Source organism: Staphylococcus shinii, assembly GCF_017583065.1.
Taxonomy (GTDB): domain Bacteria; phylum Bacillota; class Bacilli; order Staphylococcales; family Staphylococcaceae; genus Staphylococcus; species Staphylococcus shinii.
On sequence record NZ_JAGEVL010000001.1, the window covers coordinates 390,647 to 410,443 of the forward strand.

22 protein-coding genes are annotated in these 19,797 nt (G+C 31.3%); 20 read left to right on the forward strand and 2 right to left on the reverse strand.

Going from position 1 to position 19,797, the window contains the following annotated elements; translation table 11 throughout:
- Positions 1-188 precede the first annotated feature (188 nt).
- Both J5E45_RS01930 and J5E45_RS01935 read left to right on the forward strand, forming a co-directional pair.
- Positions 189-3,629 (forward strand): dynamin family protein, encoded by a 3,441-nt coding sequence (locus J5E45_RS01930; RefSeq protein ID WP_208181515.1) that lies wholly within the window; start codon positions 189-191, stop codon positions 3,627-3,629.
- A 20-nt stretch (positions 3,630-3,649) separates the two neighbouring features.
- Positions 3,650-4,531: a 5'-3' exonuclease gene (locus J5E45_RS01935; RefSeq protein WP_208181516.1), complete on the forward strand. Its 882-nt coding sequence runs from the start codon at positions 3,650-3,652 to the stop codon at positions 4,529-4,531.
- Positions 4,532-4,651: 120 nt separating this feature from the next.
- Here J5E45_RS01935 and J5E45_RS01940 read toward each other — a convergent pair whose 3' ends face one another.
- Positions 4,652-5,056 (reverse strand): ribonuclease HI family protein, encoded by a 405-nt coding sequence (locus J5E45_RS01940; protein WP_039066489.1) that lies wholly within the window; start codon positions 5,054-5,056, stop codon positions 4,652-4,654.
- Positions 5,057-5,228: 172 nt separating this feature from the next.
- Here J5E45_RS01940 and J5E45_RS01945 point away from each other — a divergent pair, with 172 nt between their 5' ends.
- The gene (locus J5E45_RS01945) at positions 5,229-5,801 is read left to right on the forward strand and encodes an RBBP9/YdeN family alpha/beta hydrolase (RefSeq protein WP_237282773.1); all 573 of its coding nucleotides are present in this window, start codon (positions 5,229-5,231) and stop codon (positions 5,799-5,801) included.
- 16 nt (positions 5,802-5,817) lie between these two features.
- Here the strand turns inward: J5E45_RS01945 and J5E45_RS01950 are convergent, their stop codons facing one another.
- Positions 5,818-6,522: a queuosine precursor transporter gene (locus tag J5E45_RS01950; RefSeq protein ID WP_039066492.1), complete on the reverse strand. Its 705-nt coding sequence runs from the start codon at positions 6,520-6,522 to the stop codon at positions 5,818-5,820.
- A gap of 254 nt (positions 6,523-6,776) precedes the next feature.
- On the opposite strand from J5E45_RS01950, the gene J5E45_RS01955 reads away from it, so the two are divergent.
- From J5E45_RS01955 to J5E45_RS02035, 17 genes are all read left to right on the forward strand, one after another.
- Positions 6,777-6,971 carry a zinc-finger domain-containing protein gene (locus J5E45_RS01955; protein ID WP_080750252.1) on the forward strand — a complete coding sequence of 65 codons (195 nt, stop codon included), beginning with the start codon at positions 6,777-6,779 and terminating at the stop codon, positions 6,969-6,971.
- A gap of 16 nt (positions 6,972-6,987) precedes the next feature.
- Positions 6,988-7,245: a NifU N-terminal domain-containing protein gene (locus J5E45_RS01960; RefSeq protein WP_039066494.1), complete on the forward strand. Its 258-nt coding sequence runs from the start codon at positions 6,988-6,990 to the stop codon at positions 7,243-7,245.
- 17 nt (positions 7,246-7,262) lie between these two features.
- Positions 7,263-8,381, forward strand: a complete 1,119-nt coding sequence (locus J5E45_RS01965) for a conserved virulence factor C family protein (RefSeq protein WP_039066495.1) — start codon at positions 7,263-7,265, stop codon at positions 8,379-8,381.
- 42 nt (positions 8,382-8,423) lie between these two features.
- The gene (gene brxA, locus J5E45_RS01970) at positions 8,424-8,858 is read left to right on the forward strand and encodes a bacilliredoxin BrxA (RefSeq protein ID WP_039066497.1); all 435 of its coding nucleotides are present in this window, start codon (positions 8,424-8,426) and stop codon (positions 8,856-8,858) included.
- Between the two features lie 269 nt (positions 8,859-9,127).
- Positions 9,128-10,084: a thymidylate synthase gene (locus J5E45_RS01975; protein WP_039066498.1), complete on the forward strand. Its 957-nt coding sequence runs from the start codon at positions 9,128-9,130 to the stop codon at positions 10,082-10,084.
- Between the two features lie 100 nt (positions 10,085-10,184).
- Positions 10,185-10,670 (forward strand): dihydrofolate reductase, encoded by a 486-nt coding sequence (locus tag J5E45_RS01980; RefSeq protein WP_039066500.1) that lies wholly within the window; start codon positions 10,185-10,187, stop codon positions 10,668-10,670.
- A 9-nt stretch (positions 10,671-10,679) separates the two neighbouring features.
- Positions 10,680-11,519 (forward strand): DegV family protein, encoded by an 840-nt coding sequence (locus J5E45_RS01985; RefSeq protein ID WP_039066501.1) that lies wholly within the window; start codon positions 10,680-10,682, stop codon positions 11,517-11,519.
- 126 nt (positions 11,520-11,645) lie between these two features.
- Positions 11,646-12,173, forward strand: coding sequence for a peptide-methionine (S)-S-oxide reductase MsrA (msrA, locus tag J5E45_RS01990; protein ID WP_039066502.1), 528 nt, complete (start codon positions 11,646-11,648; stop codon positions 12,171-12,173).
- A complete protein-coding gene (gene msrB / locus J5E45_RS01995; protein ID WP_069793068.1) occupies positions 12,166-12,594 on the forward strand; it encodes a peptide-methionine (R)-S-oxide reductase MsrB in 429 nt (142 codons plus the stop codon). Before msrA ends, msrB begins: the two co-directional genes overlap by 8 nt.
- Before the next feature lie 14 nt (positions 12,595-12,608).
- Positions 12,609-13,109, forward strand: coding sequence for a PTS sugar transporter subunit IIA (locus J5E45_RS02000; RefSeq protein ID WP_039066504.1), 501 nt, complete (start codon positions 12,609-12,611; stop codon positions 13,107-13,109).
- A complete protein-coding gene (locus J5E45_RS02005; RefSeq protein ID WP_029377293.1) occupies positions 13,109-13,330 on the forward strand; it encodes a YozE family protein in 222 nt (73 codons plus the stop codon). Before J5E45_RS02000 ends, J5E45_RS02005 begins: the two co-directional genes overlap by 1 nt.
- A 156-nt stretch (positions 13,331-13,486) precedes the next feature.
- Entirely contained in the window at positions 13,487-14,962 is a 1,476-nt protein-coding gene (locus J5E45_RS02010) for a S41 family peptidase (protein WP_208181518.1), read from the forward strand.
- A gap of 21 nt (positions 14,963-14,983) precedes the next feature.
- Positions 14,984-15,493, forward strand: coding sequence for a GNAT family N-acetyltransferase (locus J5E45_RS02015; protein ID WP_208181519.1), 510 nt, complete (start codon positions 14,984-14,986; stop codon positions 15,491-15,493).
- A 10-nt stretch (positions 15,494-15,503) separates the two neighbouring features.
- Positions 15,504-16,577: an undecaprenyldiphospho-muramoylpentapeptide beta-N-acetylglucosaminyltransferase gene (locus J5E45_RS02020; protein WP_107549101.1), complete on the forward strand. Its 1,074-nt coding sequence runs from the start codon at positions 15,504-15,506 to the stop codon at positions 16,575-16,577.
- A 14-nt stretch (positions 16,578-16,591) separates the two neighbouring features.
- Positions 16,592-17,206, forward strand: coding sequence for a phosphatase PAP2 family protein (locus J5E45_RS02025; protein WP_039066510.1), 615 nt, complete (start codon positions 16,592-16,594; stop codon positions 17,204-17,206).
- A 530-nt stretch (positions 17,207-17,736) separates the two neighbouring features.
- Positions 17,737-18,399, forward strand: coding sequence for a response regulator transcription factor (locus tag J5E45_RS02030; protein WP_039066511.1), 663 nt, complete (start codon positions 17,737-17,739; stop codon positions 18,397-18,399).
- Positions 18,396-19,751 (forward strand): HAMP domain-containing sensor histidine kinase, encoded by a 1,356-nt coding sequence (locus tag J5E45_RS02035; protein ID WP_208181520.1) that lies wholly within the window; start codon positions 18,396-18,398, stop codon positions 19,749-19,751. The genes J5E45_RS02030 and J5E45_RS02035 overlap by 4 nt, the downstream gene beginning before the upstream one ends.
- Positions 19,752-19,797 lie beyond the last annotated feature (46 nt).

The window sequence follows — 19,797 nt, forward strand, 5'->3', positions numbered from 1 at the left end:
ATCGTATCCTTTTTAGGATTTTTATAAAATCAATAAGAGTTTTTGTGTCTTCTACCTATAACAACTTTAATTAAATAGTAGTATTTTCAATTTAAAGCAACTTATTTTAAAATACTCACTTTAGACAAGTAATGATTTGTTATACAATAAGTATTAATTACACATAAGTAATAAAGGGGATACGAAACATGTCTAATACTAAGCAACTCGATATTTTATATAAATTAAAAAAAGAAGTAGAAAAATCTAAAAATGCTAGATTGGTGCATATTATCAATCAAGTAATCAAAAAGGTGTTTTTAGAACAATATACCGCTACTTTTGTAGGCCATTTTTCAGCTGGAAAATCCACATTAATCAATTTACTACTAGAAGAAAATATATTACCAAGTTCTCCTGTGCCTACTACTAGTAATACCGCAATAGTCTCTGTCGCAGAGAATCCAGGAATTATTGCAAATCTAAGTAACCAACAATATACATTATTAAATAATTATGCTGATGTTAAAAAAATGAATCGCGAAAATTTCGATGTGGAATCGGTAGAAATTAAATTCCCGTCTGATAAATTTCGAAAAGGATTCACATTACAAGATACACCTGGTGTTGACTCTAATGTATCTAGCCACCAATCAAGTACAGAAGAGTTTATGTATACGAGCAATGTACTCTTCTATACAGTAGATTATAATCACGTGCAATCTGCTTTAAATTTTCAATTTATGAAGCAACTGAATCAAGCAGGTGTCCCTGTCGTATTTGTAATTAACCAAATTGATAAGCATAATGAAGATGAAATCAGTTTCGACACGTTTAAATCACGTGTTGAAAAATCTATAACAGAATGGGAAATCGACTTAGATAAAACCTTTTATGTTTCTAAATTTAATCACGAACATAATGAAATTGAAGCACTTTCAGATTACCTTGTAGAAAAAGATAAAAATCGTGAATCGATGGAGGATTATGTTAGTCGTATCGTTAAATTCATCACAGAAGAACAACTATCATATATTAAATATGAAATCCAAGACCTTTTAGATAAATTGGATATCTTTGAAGCGGACTTTGAACAAGCTTATATCAATTTCAAGCAACATCAACAGGTCAGTGAAGAAGCAAAACTATTAAACAATCCTGAAGAATTATATGAATTTTTAAAACAAAAAAGAAAAGCAATTATCGATAATGCTTATATTATGACACATGATACAAGAGAAACTATTCGAGTTTATTTAGAAAGTCGCACCAAAGATTTCACAGTTGGTGGTTTGTTTAATAAAAAGAAAAAAACACAGGAAGAACAACATCGCAGATTAAATCAGGCTCTCGAACAATTACAAGAAAAAGTTAACCAGGAAATTAGGCAACCACTTAGAGAAGATATGTCCTTTTTAACTCGTTTTATAAATGATTCTGAAATAAATGAAGCTATATTAAATCAACATTATGAACTTCCAGCATCATTAATAACTGATTTGTATCAAACACAGATTACTATTAGTAATCAGTATGTATTAACATTTTGTGATGACTTAATGAAATCATTGAAACAATATATCGGTAAAACATCTGATCCTTTATTCAAAGAAGCTATAAATCATGCTCAGGCAGATGACATTGGAATAGAGCAAGAAGATGATTATAATGATTATGAAAAATTTATGGAAATGCGTAATTTAAGAGAATCACTTGAAACTCAAAATTACTTACATTATTACATCCATATCGATGACTCACTTGATAAACTTATCGACCGAAAAGAGATCACATATACACCAAAAGCAAATAAAGTAAAATCCGTTCATCATTCAAAATCAAAAACTTCTACAGAACCAAACCATGAAGATAAAACACAAAATATTAAACATGCGCTTGAAATCATTCAAGATGTTCCGTTATTCGAACAAACCAAACAAAATATAGATGATACACTGGTTCGATTAGATAACAAAATCGTCAAAATAGGTGTATTCGGAACATTTAGTGCTGGTAAAAGTAGCTTAATTAATGCTTTGTTAGGTGATAATTATTTAGTGAGTTCACCAAACCCGACAACAGCTGCTATGACAGAGTTAACATATGGCCACGATAGCCAAATCACGTTAAAATCAGCTGAACAACTTTTAGAAGAAATCAATCAAGTTTTTGAAGTGGAAAATATTACGTTTGATAGTATTGAGGCGCTTTTAAATAAAAATACAAATAAATTAAAAGCATCATTAGAAAAAAATAAATTAGCTTTTGTAAATGCTGTAGAAAATCATTATGACATGTATCAAGACATGTTAAAATATGGTTTAACACACACAATCAGTCAAGACGAAATTAAAAAATGGAGCGCAGAAGATGAATATGCTACATTTGTTAATACTGTTCACTTAAAACTACCGATAGATTGGTTAAAAGATAAGATTATAGTAGATTCACTTGGGTTGCACTCTAATAATCAACGTCATACTAACGAAACTGAAAAAGTATTAACATCTGCTGATTTAATATTATATGTTAGTTATTTTAATCATTCATTTACAGATAATGATAAGCGCTTTATTGAACATATGAAAGCAATGAACCAGTTAAACGAAAATCAAGCGTTTAAAATGATAATTAATGCAACCGACTTAGCAGAAACAGAAGATGATTTAAATGCGGTCATCGAATACGTAGGTGATGCATTAACCCAAGTTAATATGGATTCAGATATCTTTGCTGTTTCAAGTAGAGAAGCATTAAAAACAAGTGACATAGGCATCGAAAGACTTAAGAAGAGCATTGAGCATTTTGTTAAAATAGACTCCAAAAACATTTTACAAAAACAAATGATAGGTCAACTTAAACATATTTCTGAAGCATACGAACAAATGATTGAAGCGTTTCATAATGATAAAGCAGAAATTAAACAACGTAATCAAAAGTTAAAAAATTATGATAAAACAACAATTTTCAAAAATAATCTACTTCAAATTGCTGAACAACGAACATCAAACGAGGTAGATGACCAAATTTATCATTTAAATGAACGTCTAAAATTACAATTACTAGACGAAGTAAAATCTATCTACAATGGTCAAATGACTAAAAATGCGAATTTCAACGAAGAAAAACGCCAATCGACAAAATTGTATTTAGATCAAATTCATCAGCGTTTATATTTGGAGCAATCATTGCTAGTAGAACGTATTAAAAAATATTTCCATGAACAATTACACACTGAAATTGCACCATTAAAGCAAAAATTACAACAGTTGCATGTGTTTATAGAACCTGAATTTGATAACAGTGAAATTGAGTTAGACGACCCTTACTTAAAAATCGATTTAACTCATATGATTGATGCATTACCAAAGTCACTTTCTAAAAGGAATATTTTACAACCTAAAACGCAAAGCACTATTCAAGAACAAATTGCACAAGAAACAATTAATTTATTAGCGCCTTGTATTGCTAATTTAAGGCAAGCTGTTAATGAAACAGTGATACAAATGCTAAATAATGCTGAAAATAAATTTAATCAGTTTGAAAATGATGCACATAGTCAAATTAAGGAACTTTTATCTTTTGAAGTAGATGATGCATTCATTCAACAATTACAAGAAACTAATGAAAATTTAAAACCATATATGTAATTAGAGGAAGAGGTACTTTTATGTCCAAAAAAATATTATTAATTGATGGCATGGCTTTACTATTTCGTCATTTCTTTGCCACAAGTCTCCACAAACAATTTATGAGAAACTCTTTAGGCACACCTACAAACGGCGTTCAAGGGTTTGTGCGTCATGTTTTTACTGCAATAAATGAAATTCAACCCACACATGTAGCTGTGTGTTGGGATATGGGTAAATCTACTTTCAGAAACGACATGTTTGATGGTTACAAACAAAATCGTCCTGCACCACCAGACGAACTGATACCCCAATTTGACTATGTTAAAGAAGTATCTAACCAATTCGGTTTTGTTAATATAGGCGTTCAAAATTTTGAAGCAGATGATGTTATTGGCACTTTAGCAGAAGCCTATTCTGATCAAAACCAAGTCTATATCGTGACAGGGGATAAAGATATATTACAATGTATTAACCCAAATGTTGAGATTTGGTTAACTAAAAAAGGATTTAATATCTATAATCGCTATACATTAAATAGATTCCAAAACGAATATGGTTTGAACCCAACGCAACTTGTAGATGTAAAAGCATTTATGGGCGACACGGCGGACGGTTATCCAGGTGTGAAAGGCATCGGGGAAAAAACAGCAATCAAACTAATTCAAAGCTATGGCTCGGTTGAATCTGTTATTGATGCATTAGATCAATTAACACCAGGCCAACGTAATAAAATAGAAACTGATATGAACAATCTTAAACTTTCAAAAACCTTAGCAAAAATCCATACGCAAGTTCCTTTAAATACTAATGAATTACTGGATGATATGGCATTTGGTACCGAATTATCAAAAGTTTTAAATATATGTAACGAACACGAATTATATGTATCTGGTAAATATCTAGCTACACATTTTAGTTAAAATCTAATACTTACAACAAAGACTTATAAACTATAAACAGAGCGGGCAAATGAGATTAAGTGAAAACTTAGAACTCATTTGCCCGCTCTCTTCATTATGAATAAATTACAAATGAAAAACTTATTTTTTATTTTGTTTTGTTATTTTATAAAGTTCATTTTTAGCGTGATGATTTGCCTCTTTATTTTGATTTCTAGGTACCCATCTAACAAAAAATAATTCAAAATTCTGTTCTAATTGCAACATCTTATCGTAATAAAGTTTGAATTTTTCATTTTTAACACTGCCTTTATTAATACTATCTTCGATAAGTTTCGAATCTGTAAATACTAATGCTGTAGATATATCATGTTTAGTAGCACATTCCAAAGCAAATATTAAAGTAGCCCATTCAGCACTATGATTATCCATAACACCTAAATCTTTTGTATAGTGAAAACGCTCGTTGTCAATTACTAAAACGACCGCACATGCGCTTACGCCAGGGTTACCAGCCGTAGCAGCATCAAAATAAATTTTTGCCATAATTTCCACCTTTATCTTTCAATTTGTATTTATTTTATCAAAACAAGCATATTTATACTATTTACGTGGTAATTAAATGTTTGTGAAAGTATATAATATGGCTTATACTTAATATATATTTATTCCTACTCAAAAAGTCGGATTTCGAAGGAAGTTGATATATTTGAAAAATATGTTTATTATACATGGTTATCAAGCGACTACTGAAAGTCATTGGTTTGAGTGGTTAGCTAATGAAATGAAACAATTTGGTTATTCTACAGAAATTGTTTATTTACCAAATGCGAATCAACCTAATTTAAAAGAATGGATTACAGCTATACAAAATAACTTAAAAAATAAGTTAGATTCAGAAACAATTATTGTTGCACATAGTTTGGGTGTTATAACTATACTTGATTATTTGTCTAGGCTACAACATGGTCCGACTATTAAAGGGCTATACCTTGTTTCTGGTTTTAATGAGCAACTAAAAAATTTGCCGGAACTTAATCACTATATATCACAAACTCAGATTGATTTCCATAATATTAATGCACAAAACATCGTAACGATTGCTGGCAGCCATGACCCAATTGTCAATGTTGAAGCAACCGACAGATTATCTCGTGAATTAAATACGGAAACATTGCATGTGTCACACGAAGGTCATTTCCTTGATAGTGATGGATATAAAACTTTCGATTTTCTAAAAGACCAAATCACTTATTCATTAACTAAAAAAACCTCTAGAATTGGTAGTTAACCAATTCTAGAGGTTTTTAGTAACCTTCATCTAATTTGTTTATTTTACCTTTACGGTACATTGATTTAGCCCAATAACCAAAAGGAACGTTAAATATTGTTGAAATTACTTTCAATAAATAAGTAGTTATAAAAATTTCGAAAACTGCAGCATTTGGCATAGTTCCGATAAATGCAATTGATACAAATAATGCAGTATCAATAATATTACTAATGATTGTACTACCGTAAGCCCTAATAATAAATGTTTTATCTGAACTAAAAAGCTTTTTAATTAAAGTAAATAGTAATACGTCTAAATGCTGCCCGATAATATAAGCTATCACAGAGCCCAATGCGATTCTCGGCACAACATTAAAAATAGTTTCTAATGCTTGTTGTGAACTATCAATTGGTGATGGTGTGAAATGCAAAGACATTTGCATAACGATAATCATAACCAATGTAGAACTGAAACCTATCCAAATTGCACGTTTTGCAACTTTCCTACCATAAATATCGTTTAATATGTCAGTTGCAAGGTAAATAGAAGCGAACATGACATTACCCAAAGTTGCAGAAATCGTAAATATATCTACAGTTTTAATTACTTGAATGTTTGCAATAATCGTACCTATTGCAACCCACGCAATCAGGCCATGTTTACCAAATAATCTATACATGGCTACTAATAAAAGAAAAGTTACTAAAAACGTTACTACTCCAAATATTTCATTAAACAATTTATTTTCCTCCTAAATTTTGTTGATGCGGGTGTTTAGAAACCGCAAAAATAAACAACTAAATAATTTTACCAAATAAAACGAAAAATACAAGTGACTTTAATAAATTTTATGAACATTAGTAGATAAAAATTTGTGTATAAATTTTAAGATTAAACAAACATTGTCACAAATGATATAATGACCCTAAGTGTCAAAACCTTGTAATTTTAATGTATTTATTAGGGACATTTTATTTATAGAATAACAGGAGAGTGACGAGTATTCTAACTTATTCTGAAAGAGAAGCAATTAAAGCAATTGATCATTTAACGAATACGTATTGCAATAAATGCTTACTTAAACACCACATTAACAAAACTCAAGGAAAAACACATGCCCACCATTTTTGCATATCAGAATGTTCGGTAGGGAAAGAAATTAAACAATTAGGCAATGAGCTGCAATAATTAGGAGGAATTTCAAATGGAAATCGTAGAGGTAGCACAAACACCAAATCCAAATACAATGAAAATCGTTTTACAATTATCAGGTGAAGACTATAAACCTAGTACTTATACTTCTGTTAAAGATGGACAACCTGATTTTATCAACGCGATACTTGAATTAGAAGGCATCAAGTCTATTTTTCAGGCTATGAATTTTATTTCAGTAGATAAAAAATCTGATTTCAATTGGGACGACTTATTACCAAGAGTAACTGAAACATTAGAAAATATTTAATAAGGAGAGGTTCTTAAATGGAAATCGTACGTGTTGAACCTACGCCAAGTCCTAACACGATGAAAATTGTATTAAACGAAAAAAGAAAAGATAATAAATCAAATACGTATACTACTATCCAAGATGACCAGCCAAATTTTATCAATGACGTATTAGAGGTAGAAGGTATCAAATCGATATTTTACGTTATGGATTTTCTTGCAATAGATAAAAAGCCGAAATACGACTGGGAATCATTATTGCCTAAAGTCACTGCTACATTAAATAATGACGTATCCGAAGTAGAAGAACCTATGCCAGATGAACATTTTGGAGAAGTTAAGGCTGAAGTTTTAAAATTCAAAGGCATACCTTACCAAGTGAAACTTACAACTAATGCAGAGGAAAAACGCAAGCAACTACCAGAAATTTTTATAGATAGTATGCTTGCAGCCCAAAAAGAGGACGATAATATTGTCTTTCAACGTAAGTGGGAAGACTTAGGAGTTCGTTACGGCGAATTCGATGAGATTATGTCAGAAGTGTTTGAAGAGATATTAGCTGTTTATCCTGCTGACAAATTAGAAACACTTGTCAAAGATGCATTAAATACGGATGTAGTGATTCCCGAAAAGCATTATCAACATGTATCCCTTGAAACCTATCAAGCTACGGAGGATTGGAAAGAACGCTTAAGAATGTTGAAGTCTTTTCCTACACCGACAGAACAAGACTTTCCATTATTAGGTGATGCTGTTAGCGAGGAAGAAAAAACGCCTTTAAGACGTGAAGCTATCGTCTTACTTGGTATGGTAGAAGATAAAGCTGTATTACCATACTTATTCAAAGGTTTACGCGACAAAAGTCCAGCAGTAAGACGGACTGCTGGTGATTGCTTGAGTGATTTAGGGTTTAAACAAGCATTACCAGAGATGGAAAAAGCATTAGATGACCCGCAAAAAATTGTTAGATGGAGAGCAGCTATGTTTATCTTTGATGAAGGTGGTCCAGAACAATTAGATGCTCTACACGCACATGAAAACGATCCAGCTTATGAAGTTAAACTCCAAATTGAAATGGCAATTGAAAGAATCGAAAATGGAGACCAAGCCCTAGGATCAGTTTGGAAACAAATTGCTAACAGAAATAAAGTATGATTGTTAAAATATTTATTATCAGATTTTTAAGGAGTGTTTGAAATGAATGCATATGAAGCATACATGAATGAACTTGCTACACAGATGCGTAGCGAATTAACAGGGCGTGGCTTTGAAAGTTTAGAAACTTCAGATGACGTAACGAACTATATGAATAACATTTCTGCAGAAGATACTACATTCGTTGTAATTAACTCAACATGTGGGTGTGCTGCCGGTTTAGCTAGACCAGCAGCTGTAACTGTAGTAGAGCAAAATGAAAAAAAACCAACAAATAAAGTAACTGTTTTCGCTGGCCAAGATAAAGAAGCTACTGAGACGATGCGTAATTATATTCAACAAGTGCCATCAAGCCCATCGTATGCATTGTTTAAAGGCCAAGAATTGAAACACTTTATCCCTCGCGAACATATCGAAGGTAGAGATATTCAAGATATATGTATGGATATCAAAGATTCATTTGATGAACACTGTTAAAGTGGAGAAAAATTTTCATACAGTGTACAGAGTACACTAATTAATCCTATTAAAATGCCAACTTACGACATATCTATTTTTTAATATTGAGATATGACTAAGTTGGCGTTTATTTTTAAAAATAATGCGACTTTTATAACGTTTACACTGAAATGTTGTATAATTTACATAACATACGATATTTTTACACAATCTATAGTAAATTCTTTTAATTGTTGCTAATATCCAATAAGATTAAATAAAAATATAATTGAAAGGAGTGTGCTACTATGTTAAATAGTTTTGACCAATCTTATCATAATCTGTGTGAAGAAATTCTAGAGATAGGTAAGCAGAAAAACGATCGCACAAATACAGGCACAATTTCTAAATTCGGACATCAGCTTAGATTTGATTTAGCAAAAGGGTTTCCTTTACTAACAACAAAAAAAGTTTCATTTAAATTAATTGCTACTGAATTATTATGGTTTATAAAAGGTGATACGAATATCAAATATTTACTCCAATACAACAATAATATTTGGAATGAATGGGCATTCGAAAACTATGTGAATTCATCTGATTATCACGGACCAGACATGACCAATTTTGGTCATAAAGCACAAACTGATGATGCTTTTAATGCAATATATAAAGAAGAAATGCAGAAATTTAAACAACAAATATTAAATAATAATGATTTTGCCGCAAAATACGGTGATTTAGGTAACGTTTATGGGAAACAATGGCGTGATTGGGAAGATAAACAAGGGAATCATTTTGATCAGTTAAGAACAGTTATTGATCAAATTAAGAGTAACCCTAATTCACGTAGACATATCATTTCTGCGTGGAATCCGACTGAAATTGATACAATGGCTTTACCACCATGTCATACAATGTTCCAATTTTACGTTCAAGATGGAAAGTTAAGTTGCCAATTATATCAGAGAAGTGCTGATATATTTTTAGGCGTACCATTTAACATTGCTAGTTATAGTCTGTTAACACACTTAATAGCAAAAGAATGTGGTTTAGAAGTTGGAGAATTTGTGCATACTTTTGGCGATGCGCATATTTACTCAAATCATATCGATGCAATAGAAACGCAATTATCACGCGATAGTTTTGAACCACCTAAACTTAAAATCAATTCCGATGCCTCGATTTTCGATATAAATTATGAAGATTTAGAAATTGTAGATTATGAATCTCATCCTGCTATTAAAGCACCAATTGCAGTTTAAAACATAAGCTATTGTTTAAATTAATAAGCCTTTTGCTATATAATTAAAATCATGGAATTTATAGATTCTTATTTAGAATTTCACTATTAGGAGGAAAATTATGACACTGTCAATACTAGTAGCTCATGATCAGCAACGTGTCATCGGCGTAAATAATCAATTACCTTGGCACTTACCTAGTGATTTAAAACATGTTAAAGCATTAACCACAGGCAATACGCTTGTCATGGGGCGCGCAACATTTGATTCTATTGGGAAGCCGCTTCCTAATAGACGTAATGTTGTTTTAACAAGAAACAAAGCATTCCATCATGAAGGTGTAGATGTTATACATTCCATGGAAGAAATTGACGATTTACCGGGACACGTATTCATTTTTGGTGGTCAGTCTCTTTTTGAAGAAATGATCGATAAAGTTGATGATATGTATATCACTGTGATAGAAGATAAATATAATGGCGATACATTTTTCCCGCCATATACCTTTAAAGATTGGGAAGTTGAATCATCAGTCAAAGGGGAAATTGATGACAAGAATACAATTCCTCACACTTTTTTACATTTGACGCGTAAGAAAACTTCATAGGAGGAAATTATGATGCAAAAGAAAATTGTTACCGATTCAACATCTGATTTATCGCACGCGTATTTATCTGATAATGATATACATGTGATACCGCTTAATTTAACAATCAATGGTGAAGCCTATGTTGACCAAGTAGATATCTCTTCTGAAGCTTACATTCAAAAAATGCAAGAAGATGCAGATGTTAAAACTAGCCAACCAGCAATTGGTAAATTTATTGAAATGTATGACAAACTAGGTGCAGATGGTTCTGAAATTATAAGTATCCATATGACTTCAGGTTTAAGTGGCACATACCAAACAGCACTACAAGCAAGTCAAATGAGTGATAGTAAGGTGACAGTCATTGATTCTAAATCTATTTCCTTTGGATTAGGCTATCAAGTACAACATATTGTAGACTGGAATAATGAAGGATATACCACAGAAGATATCGTTACTAAAATTGCCGAACTACAAAAGAATATAAAACTTTATGTTGTAATAGGACAATTAAATCAACTAATCAAAGGTGGCCGTATTAGTAAAACTAAAGGCTTAATAGGTAATATGATGAAAATCAAACCAATAGGTACACTTGAAGATGGTAAAATCGAATTAATTCACAATTCCAGAACCCAAAATGCAAGTGTACAATTTTTAAAGAAAGAAATTAGTGCATTTATAGGCGACAGAAATATCAAATCAATTGGTATTGCCCATGCAAATATTATTGAATTCGTAGATAAAGTAAAAAAACATTTTTCAGAAGAATTCAATTTTACACAGTTCGACACAAACGTAACAACACCTGTGATTAGTACTCATACAGGTCAAGGTGCAATTGGTCTCGTTGTGTTAAGGTCCTAAAAGCCATTAAAAGATTGCTATGAATATACTTGAAGCAATATGTCTTAGTTAATAAATAAACAATTTTATAGCGTATCTCTTAAAATAATGGTAACTTTATGACAAAATAGACTTAGGAGGTATATTATGGCTTATGCGACATTAGCTGGAGGTTGTTTTTGGTGTTTAGTTAAACCATTTACTTCTTACCCAGGTATCGAGAGTGTTGTTTCTGGATACAGTGGTGGTCATACTGATAACCCTACTTATGAAAGTGTAAGTACGAATCAAACAGGTCACGTAGAAGCAGTTCAAATCACCTATAATCCGGAAATTACTTCCTTCGAAAATGTACTAGATGTTTATTTTAAAACATTTGATCCAACAGACAATGGCGGTCAATTTTTTGATAGAGGCGAACATTATGAGCCAGTAATTTTTTATCATGATGAAACACAAAAAAAGGCTGCCGAAGCAAAAATACAACAACTAAATGAACAAGCAATTTTTGATAACCCAGTTATCACGCCCATTAAACCGTATAAAAACTTTTACCCTGCAGAATCTTATCATCAAGATTATTACAAAAAAAATCCGTTACATTATGAACAGTATCAACGGGGTTCAGGACGCAAAGGTTTTATAGAAAAGCATTGGGGGAAACAAAATGATTAAAAAGAGTAAAAATGATTTAAATGAAATGGAGTACTTAGTTACACAAGAAAATGGTACCGAACCTCCATTTCAAAACGAATATTGGAATCACTTTGATAAAGGTATCTATGTAGACAAAATTTCCGGAAAACCATTATTCACTTCAGAAGAAAAATTTGAGTCAGATTGTGGTTGGCCAAGTTTTTCAAAAGCAATTGATGATGAAGAAATTATTGAACTTGTAGATAAAACATTCGGCATGGTAAGAACGGAAGTACGTTCAGAAGATGCGAATAGTCATTTAGGTCATGTTTTTAATGATGGACCAAAAGAAAGTGGTGGTCTGAGATATTGCATTAACTCTGCAGCAGTACAATTTATACCATATGATAAACTAGAAGAACTAGGCTATGCAGATTTAATACCACATTTTGAAAAATAAGGAGCGAACTAGATATGTTTAAAAAATTATTCGGTAAAGGTAAAGAAGTAAATAAAGATAGCGCTATTTATGCACCACTTTCTGGAGAATATGTAAAAATTGAGGATATACCAGATCCAGTATTTGCTCAAAAAATGATGGGCGAAGGTTTTGGCATTAATCCAACAAATGGAGAAGTTGTTTCACCAATTGATGGTAAGGTAGACAATGTTTTTCCTACAAAACATGCTATTGGTCTTAAAGCTGAGAATGGCTTAGAATTACTTGTTCACATTGGTTTAGATACTGTTCAATTAGATGGTCAAGGGTTTGATATCCTTGTCGAAAGTGGAGATACCGTAAATGTTGGAGACCCACTACTGAAATTTGATTTAGACTACATTAAAGAACATGCTAAATCTGTTATTTCTCCAATAATTATTACAAATTCTGATAATACATCTTCAATTTCTGTTTCTGATGTAACTACAGTTACAAAAGGTGAAACTAAAATTGTTGATGTAACAATGAACTAATGAAAGACCATTCTTTTTATCAATTTGCACTTACAGCACGAGGTCGTAGAGATGCAAAAGGTGAATTAGCAGAAGAGATTTTTGATGACTTATCTTTCCCTAGACAAGAAAAAGATTTTCATATACTTTCTGAATATATTGAAACTCGAGGAGATTATACAGTTTCATTAGCCGTATTTGATGATTTATATGAAGAATATACAGAGTGGCTAAAATTTTAATACTTAAATAATTGAGAAAATATAGTGAAGTATATTAAAATATTTAAGTATCATTTACAGGGCTGGGATTAAACTAAATGGTTCAATCCCAGCTAATTTTATTTTATAGCAAATGGATAATATTTTTATTTTTACATATGTATTGGAAGTGATTAAATGTCAGAGCATAAGGACATAAACGAACAAAATATTAGCGATAACGAAGATAAAGTTCAACAATCTACTTCAAAAACCTTTAAATTCAAGCGTAGCCATTTCATCTTACTGTTGTTGGGCACAATGCTTATCACAGCTGTGATTACTGTTTTCGCTACAATTGGAATCAGCAATTGGAATAGTGGCTTAACGGATAACCAAAGGCACGAAGTACAAAAAATAGAAGAAGTATATAAAACTTTAAACAATGAATACTACAAAGATACAAACCCCGAAAAGCTTTCTTCTGCAGCAATCGATGGTATGGTTAAAGATTTAGATGATCCTTATTCAGATTATATGACTAAAGATGAGACAAAATCATTTAATGAAGATGTTTCTGGAGACTTTGTTGGTATCGGAGCAGAAATGCAAAAAAAAGGTGATAAAATTGAAATCACAAGCCCGATGAAACAATCTCCAGCAGAAAAAGCAGGTATACAACCAAAAGACGTAGTTAAAAAAGTAGATGGCAAATCAATAAAAGGTCAGCCTTTAGAAGCTATTGTTAAAAAAGTAAGAGGTAAACAAGGTACAGAAGTTACTTTAACTATTGAAAGAGCTAAGCAAACACATGACATTACAATTAAACGTGATAAAATTCATGTAAAAAGTGTTGAATATGAAAAACATAAAAACGTTGGTGTCTTCACAATTAATAAATTCCAAAATAGCACTTCTGGCGAACTAAAATCAGCACTTATTAAAGCACATAAAGATGGTGTACGTAAAATCGTTCTTGATTTACGCAATAATCCTGGCGGTCTCTTAGATGAAGCTGTTAAAATGGCTAATATTTTTATAGATAAAGGAGAAACTGTAGTTCAACTTGAAAAAGGCAAACACAAAGAAGAAATACAAACTTCAAATGACGCTTTGAAAGAAGCTAAAGATATGGACGTATCTATTTTAGTTAATAAAGGGTCAGCCAGTGCTTCAGAAGTGTTTACTGGTGCTATGAAAGACTATGATAAGGCAAAAGTGTATGGTTCTAAAACATTCGGTAAAGGTATTGTACAAACCACACACGAATTTGATGATGGTTCTTTATTAAAATTTACTAATATGAAATGGTTAACACCAAAATCTCATTATATTCACGGTAAAGGTATTGAACCTGACACTAAGCTAAATGAACCTGCGTACCAATCTTTAAATGTAATTCCCAACGATAAAGTATACCAATTGGGTGATAATGATAAAAACGTTAAAACAATAAAGATAGGTTTAACTGCTTTAGGCCATGAAACGTCTAATGAATCAACTGAATTTGATAGCTCATTAGAAAATGCGATTAAATCTTTCCAAAAAGAAAACGACTTAAAAGTGAATGGCACTTTTAATAAAGAGACAAATGAGAAGTTCACACAACAATTAGTAAATAAGGCAAATGAAGAAGACACTGTTCTCAATAAACTTTTAAAAATAATAAATTAATATTAGAGAGGTATAAGTTTCATGATTAGAATCGCTAATAAAAATGATTTGTTAAGCATATTAAATATTGTTGGAGAAGCTAAAGTAATAATGCAACAAGATAACAACAACCAATGGGATGAACATTACCCTTTAAAAGAACATTTTGCAGTAGATTTAGAGAAAGAGTCACTCTATGTACTAGAAGAAAATAATGAAATTTATGCGTTTATTGTTGTCGACCAAGATCAAGCAGAATGGTATGATAATTTAGAATGGCCTGTAAATAGACAAGGTGCATATGTCATACATAGGCTTGCAAGTTCGGTGAGCTATAAGGGTGCTGCAACACAACTATTTAATTTCGCTGTTAATCTTGCGCTTGACCATGATATTCATGTGTTGTTGACAGATACTTTTGCATTAAACAAACGTGCGCAAGGTCTATTTAATAAGTTTGGATTTAGCAAAGTAGGCGAAGTAGAAATTGATTACCATCCTTTTAATAAAGGAGAACCATTTTATGCCTATTATAAAAAATTAGAAGAATAGAGGTAATAATATGACGAAAATCGCATTTACTGGTGGAGGCACAGTTGGCCATGTATCCGTTAATTTAAGTTTAATCCCAACTGCACTTGAAGAAGATTACGAAGCTTTTTATATCGGTTCAAAAAAAGGTATTGAACGTGAAATGATAGAATCTCAATTACCATCTATTAAATATCATTCGATATCAAGCGGTAAATTGAGACGATATATATCATGGGACAATATCAAAGATGTATTTAAAGTTTTAAAAGGTATATTAGACGCAAGACGTGTATTAAAAAAAGAAAAACCTGATTTATTATTTTCTAAAGGTGGTTTCGTCTCTGTACCTGTAGTTATAGCTGCTAAATCATTAAAGATTCCTACTATTATACATGAATCTGATTTAACACCAGGTCTTGCAAATAAAATTTCACTCAAGTTTGCGAAGAAGATTTACACCACATTTGAAGATACCTTACAATATTTACCTAAAGATAAAGCAGATTTTGTAGGGGCCACTGTTAGAGAAGACCTTAAAACTGGAGATAAAAAAAGAGGTTATCAACTTACAGAGTTCAATGATAACAAGAAAGTATTGTTAGTTATGGGTGGTAGTTTAGGTAGTAAAAAACTTAATAGTATTATTAGAGAGAATCTCGAAGCTTTACAAGCTACTTATCAGATTATACATTTAACTGGTAAAGGCCTAATCGATGAACAATATTCGAATCAAAAAGATTATATTCAATTTGACTTTGTTAAAGATGATTTAACTGATTTACTCGCTATTACTGATACAGTGATTAGTCGCGCTGGGTCAAATGCAATTTATGAATTTCTAGCACTTCGTATACCAATGCTTCTAATACCATTAGGACTTGAGCAATCACGTGGCGACCAAATTGATAACGCTGAAAACTTTGAAGCTAAAGGTTTCGGTAAGACGATTCCTGAAAATGATTTAACAGAACAAAAATTAATAGATCAATTAAATAACATCGAAGCAAATCGCGATGTAATAATTAATCAAATGCAAACGTATAAAGAAAGTTTTACACGACAAGATTTATTTAGAAAAATAATTAAAGACGCATTAAGTTAATGGAGGTTTATGCAATGAGTCGTTGGAAAAGAATATCATTACTCATCATTTTCACATTAATATTTGGCATCATTGCATTCTTTCACGAATCCAGATTAGGAAAGTGGATTGACAACGAAGTTTATGAGTTTATATATTCTTCTGAAAGTTTTATCACTACAACTATGTTTCTTGGTGTTACTAAAATCGGAGAAGTATGGGCAATGATATGTTTATCGCTTTTATTAATAGCCTATTTAATGTTAAAACGCCTAAATATTGAAGCGTTATTTTTTGCAATTGCTATGAGCTTATCAAGTACACTTAATCCACTGTTAAAAAATATCTTTGATAGAGAACGTCCAACTTTACTTAGACTTATCGATATCTCTGGTTTCAGTTTCCCAAGTGGACATGCTATGGGCTCTGCAGCATTCTTTGGAAGTACCATGTATATTGCCAATCGAACAATGAGAGGAAAATCAAAGGCTTTCATGATCGGATTATCTGCTTTATTTATTATTATGATCTCAACTTCGCGCGTGTACCTTGGAGTTCATTATCCTACCGATATTATCGCAGGTATCATCGGTGGCGCATTCTGCGTAGTTCTATCATCATTAATATTACGTCACAAATTAAAAATTTAAATCTTTTTTATCAAATGCTCTCCGAAGTGCTAACTTTGTGAGAGCCTTTTTGTGTTATCCTAATAAAACAAAAGCTCAAATAGTCCAAGTAATATAAACTGAGATATTCTCAACATAAAAAGACAGTTAAATGATAATGAAATCATTTAACTGCCTAATATGTGTCAAAATTTATTATAAAAACCGATTTTACTAAGTAAAACCGGTTTTTATATTCACGTTGTCTCGCAACGTTAGTCTTTTACGGGCATATAAAAGGGGATATTTTTGAAAATGATCAATCCAAATAAGAACGAAATATGTGTGGGGGGGAATGTCTTACTTTTGGAATTGATAATCATTTTCAATTACATTATACAATACTGAGAATGATTGTCAATTAAAAATCCAAAATTTTTTTATTTCTTAAAAAAACTTTATAAACTAGCGTCAATCGTATTAATTCACGAGTACTTTTAATATATAATTATTTTTAGTATGACTTTCTACAATTGACTATTTCATTTAATATATAACTTGAGGTGCTACTTATGACAAAAATTTTAATAGTGGAAGACGAACAAAACCTAGCTCGCTTTATTGAACTTGAACTCGAGCATGAAAACTATGAAGTCGACATCGAATACGATGGACAACCTGGTTTAAACAAAGCATTAACTAATGATTATGATTTAATCCTATTAGATTTAATGTTACCAAACATAAATGGTCTCGAAATATGTAGACAAATTCGTCAACAACAAACAACACCCATTATCATTATTACAGCAAAAAGCGATACCTATGATAAAGTAGCTGGACTAGATTATGGCGCAGATGATTACATTGTAAAACCGTTTGATATAGAAGAATTATTAGCTAGAATCCGTGCTATGTTACGCCGCCAGCCACAAAAGAATGTAATTAATATCAAAGGTATTATCATTGATAAAGATGCATTTAAAGTGACTGTCGATGGCCATCCTTTAGATTTAACTAAAACAGAATATGATTTGTTATATCTATTAGCAAATAATAAAAATCACGTGCTACAAAGAGAACAAATTATCACAGATGTATGGGGATACGATACAGAAGTAGAAACGAATGTCGTTGATGTTTATATACGATATTTAAGAAATAAACTTAAACCTTTTAGTAAAGATAAATGCATAGAGACTGTACGTGGCGTTGGGTATGTGATTAGACAATGAAGCAGCGTAAACTAAAAACAAAATGGATGATGATTACTACAACCATCACATTTTTAACTATATTCATATTTAGCCTAATTATAATATTCTTTTTAAGTAGCTCACTCAGACATAATGAATTAAGTGAAGCTAATCGCAGTTCTGAAGATATTGTTCAATTATTTGAATCTAAAAACATTAATCATATAACGCCATTAGATTTAAATGCTTCATTGGGAAATTTTCAAAAAGTAATACTTTATAACGATGATGAAAAAAAATTGATTGAAACTTCAAATGATGAGTCGATTACTTTCTCACCAGAAGTAGTTCCTAAAGATAGGAATAATATTGTTATTAAGAAACATCAAAATACAGACTATTTAATTATAACCGATCATATAGATTCGCCTAAATTCAAGGGCTATAGTGTGATTGTACATTCTTTAGAAGATTACAACGCACTCGTTAACTCACTTTACTTTATTGCATTAATATTTGGTATAATCGCAACATTTATTACAGCAATCATTAGTTATTTCTTTTCATCACAAATTACAAAACCATTAATATTAATGTCTAATAAAATGCAACAAATACGTCGAGATGGTTTCCAAGAAAAAGTTGAGTTGTCTACAAACTACGAAGAAACTGATAACTTAATCGCTACCTTCAACGAAATGATGTTTCAATTAGAGGAATCTTTTAATCAGCAAAGACAGTTCGTCGAAGATGCTTCTCATGAACTTCGAACACCTTTGCAAATCATACAAGGTCATTTGAATTTAATTAATCGCTGGGGCAAAAAAGACCCTGCTATTTTAGAAGAGTCTTTAGATATCTCATTAGAAGAAATGTCTAGAATCACAAAATTGGTTGAAGAATTGTTATTACTAACCAAAGAAAATAGTAATAGTCGAGATGGAGACATTGAAAATGTAGAAATCAACGCAGAAATCACGTCACGAATCAAATCCTTAAAACAACTTCATGAAGATTATACTTTTGAATTTGATGCTTATTCTAAGCCACTAAATATAAAAATTGACCGTTATCAATTAGAACAAGTTTTGATTATTTTTATCGATAACGCAATGAAATATGATCAAGTTAACAAACATATTCATATTCAGACGAAGTTACGGAATAAACAAATATCTATAGAAATTACAGATCATGGTGTTGGGATTCCTAAAGAAGATATCGAATTTATCTTTGATAGATTTTACAGGGTTGATAAATCACGTTCACGTAAACTAGGTGGTAATGGTTTAGGATTATCAATCGCCAAAAAAATTATAGAATTAAATCACGGTAAGATTCACGTAGATAGTGTAGTAGGTCAACATACAACTTTCAAAATTATATTTTAGCAATGCTTGTTTAGCGTTTAAAATAATATAGTCATTAACAATAATA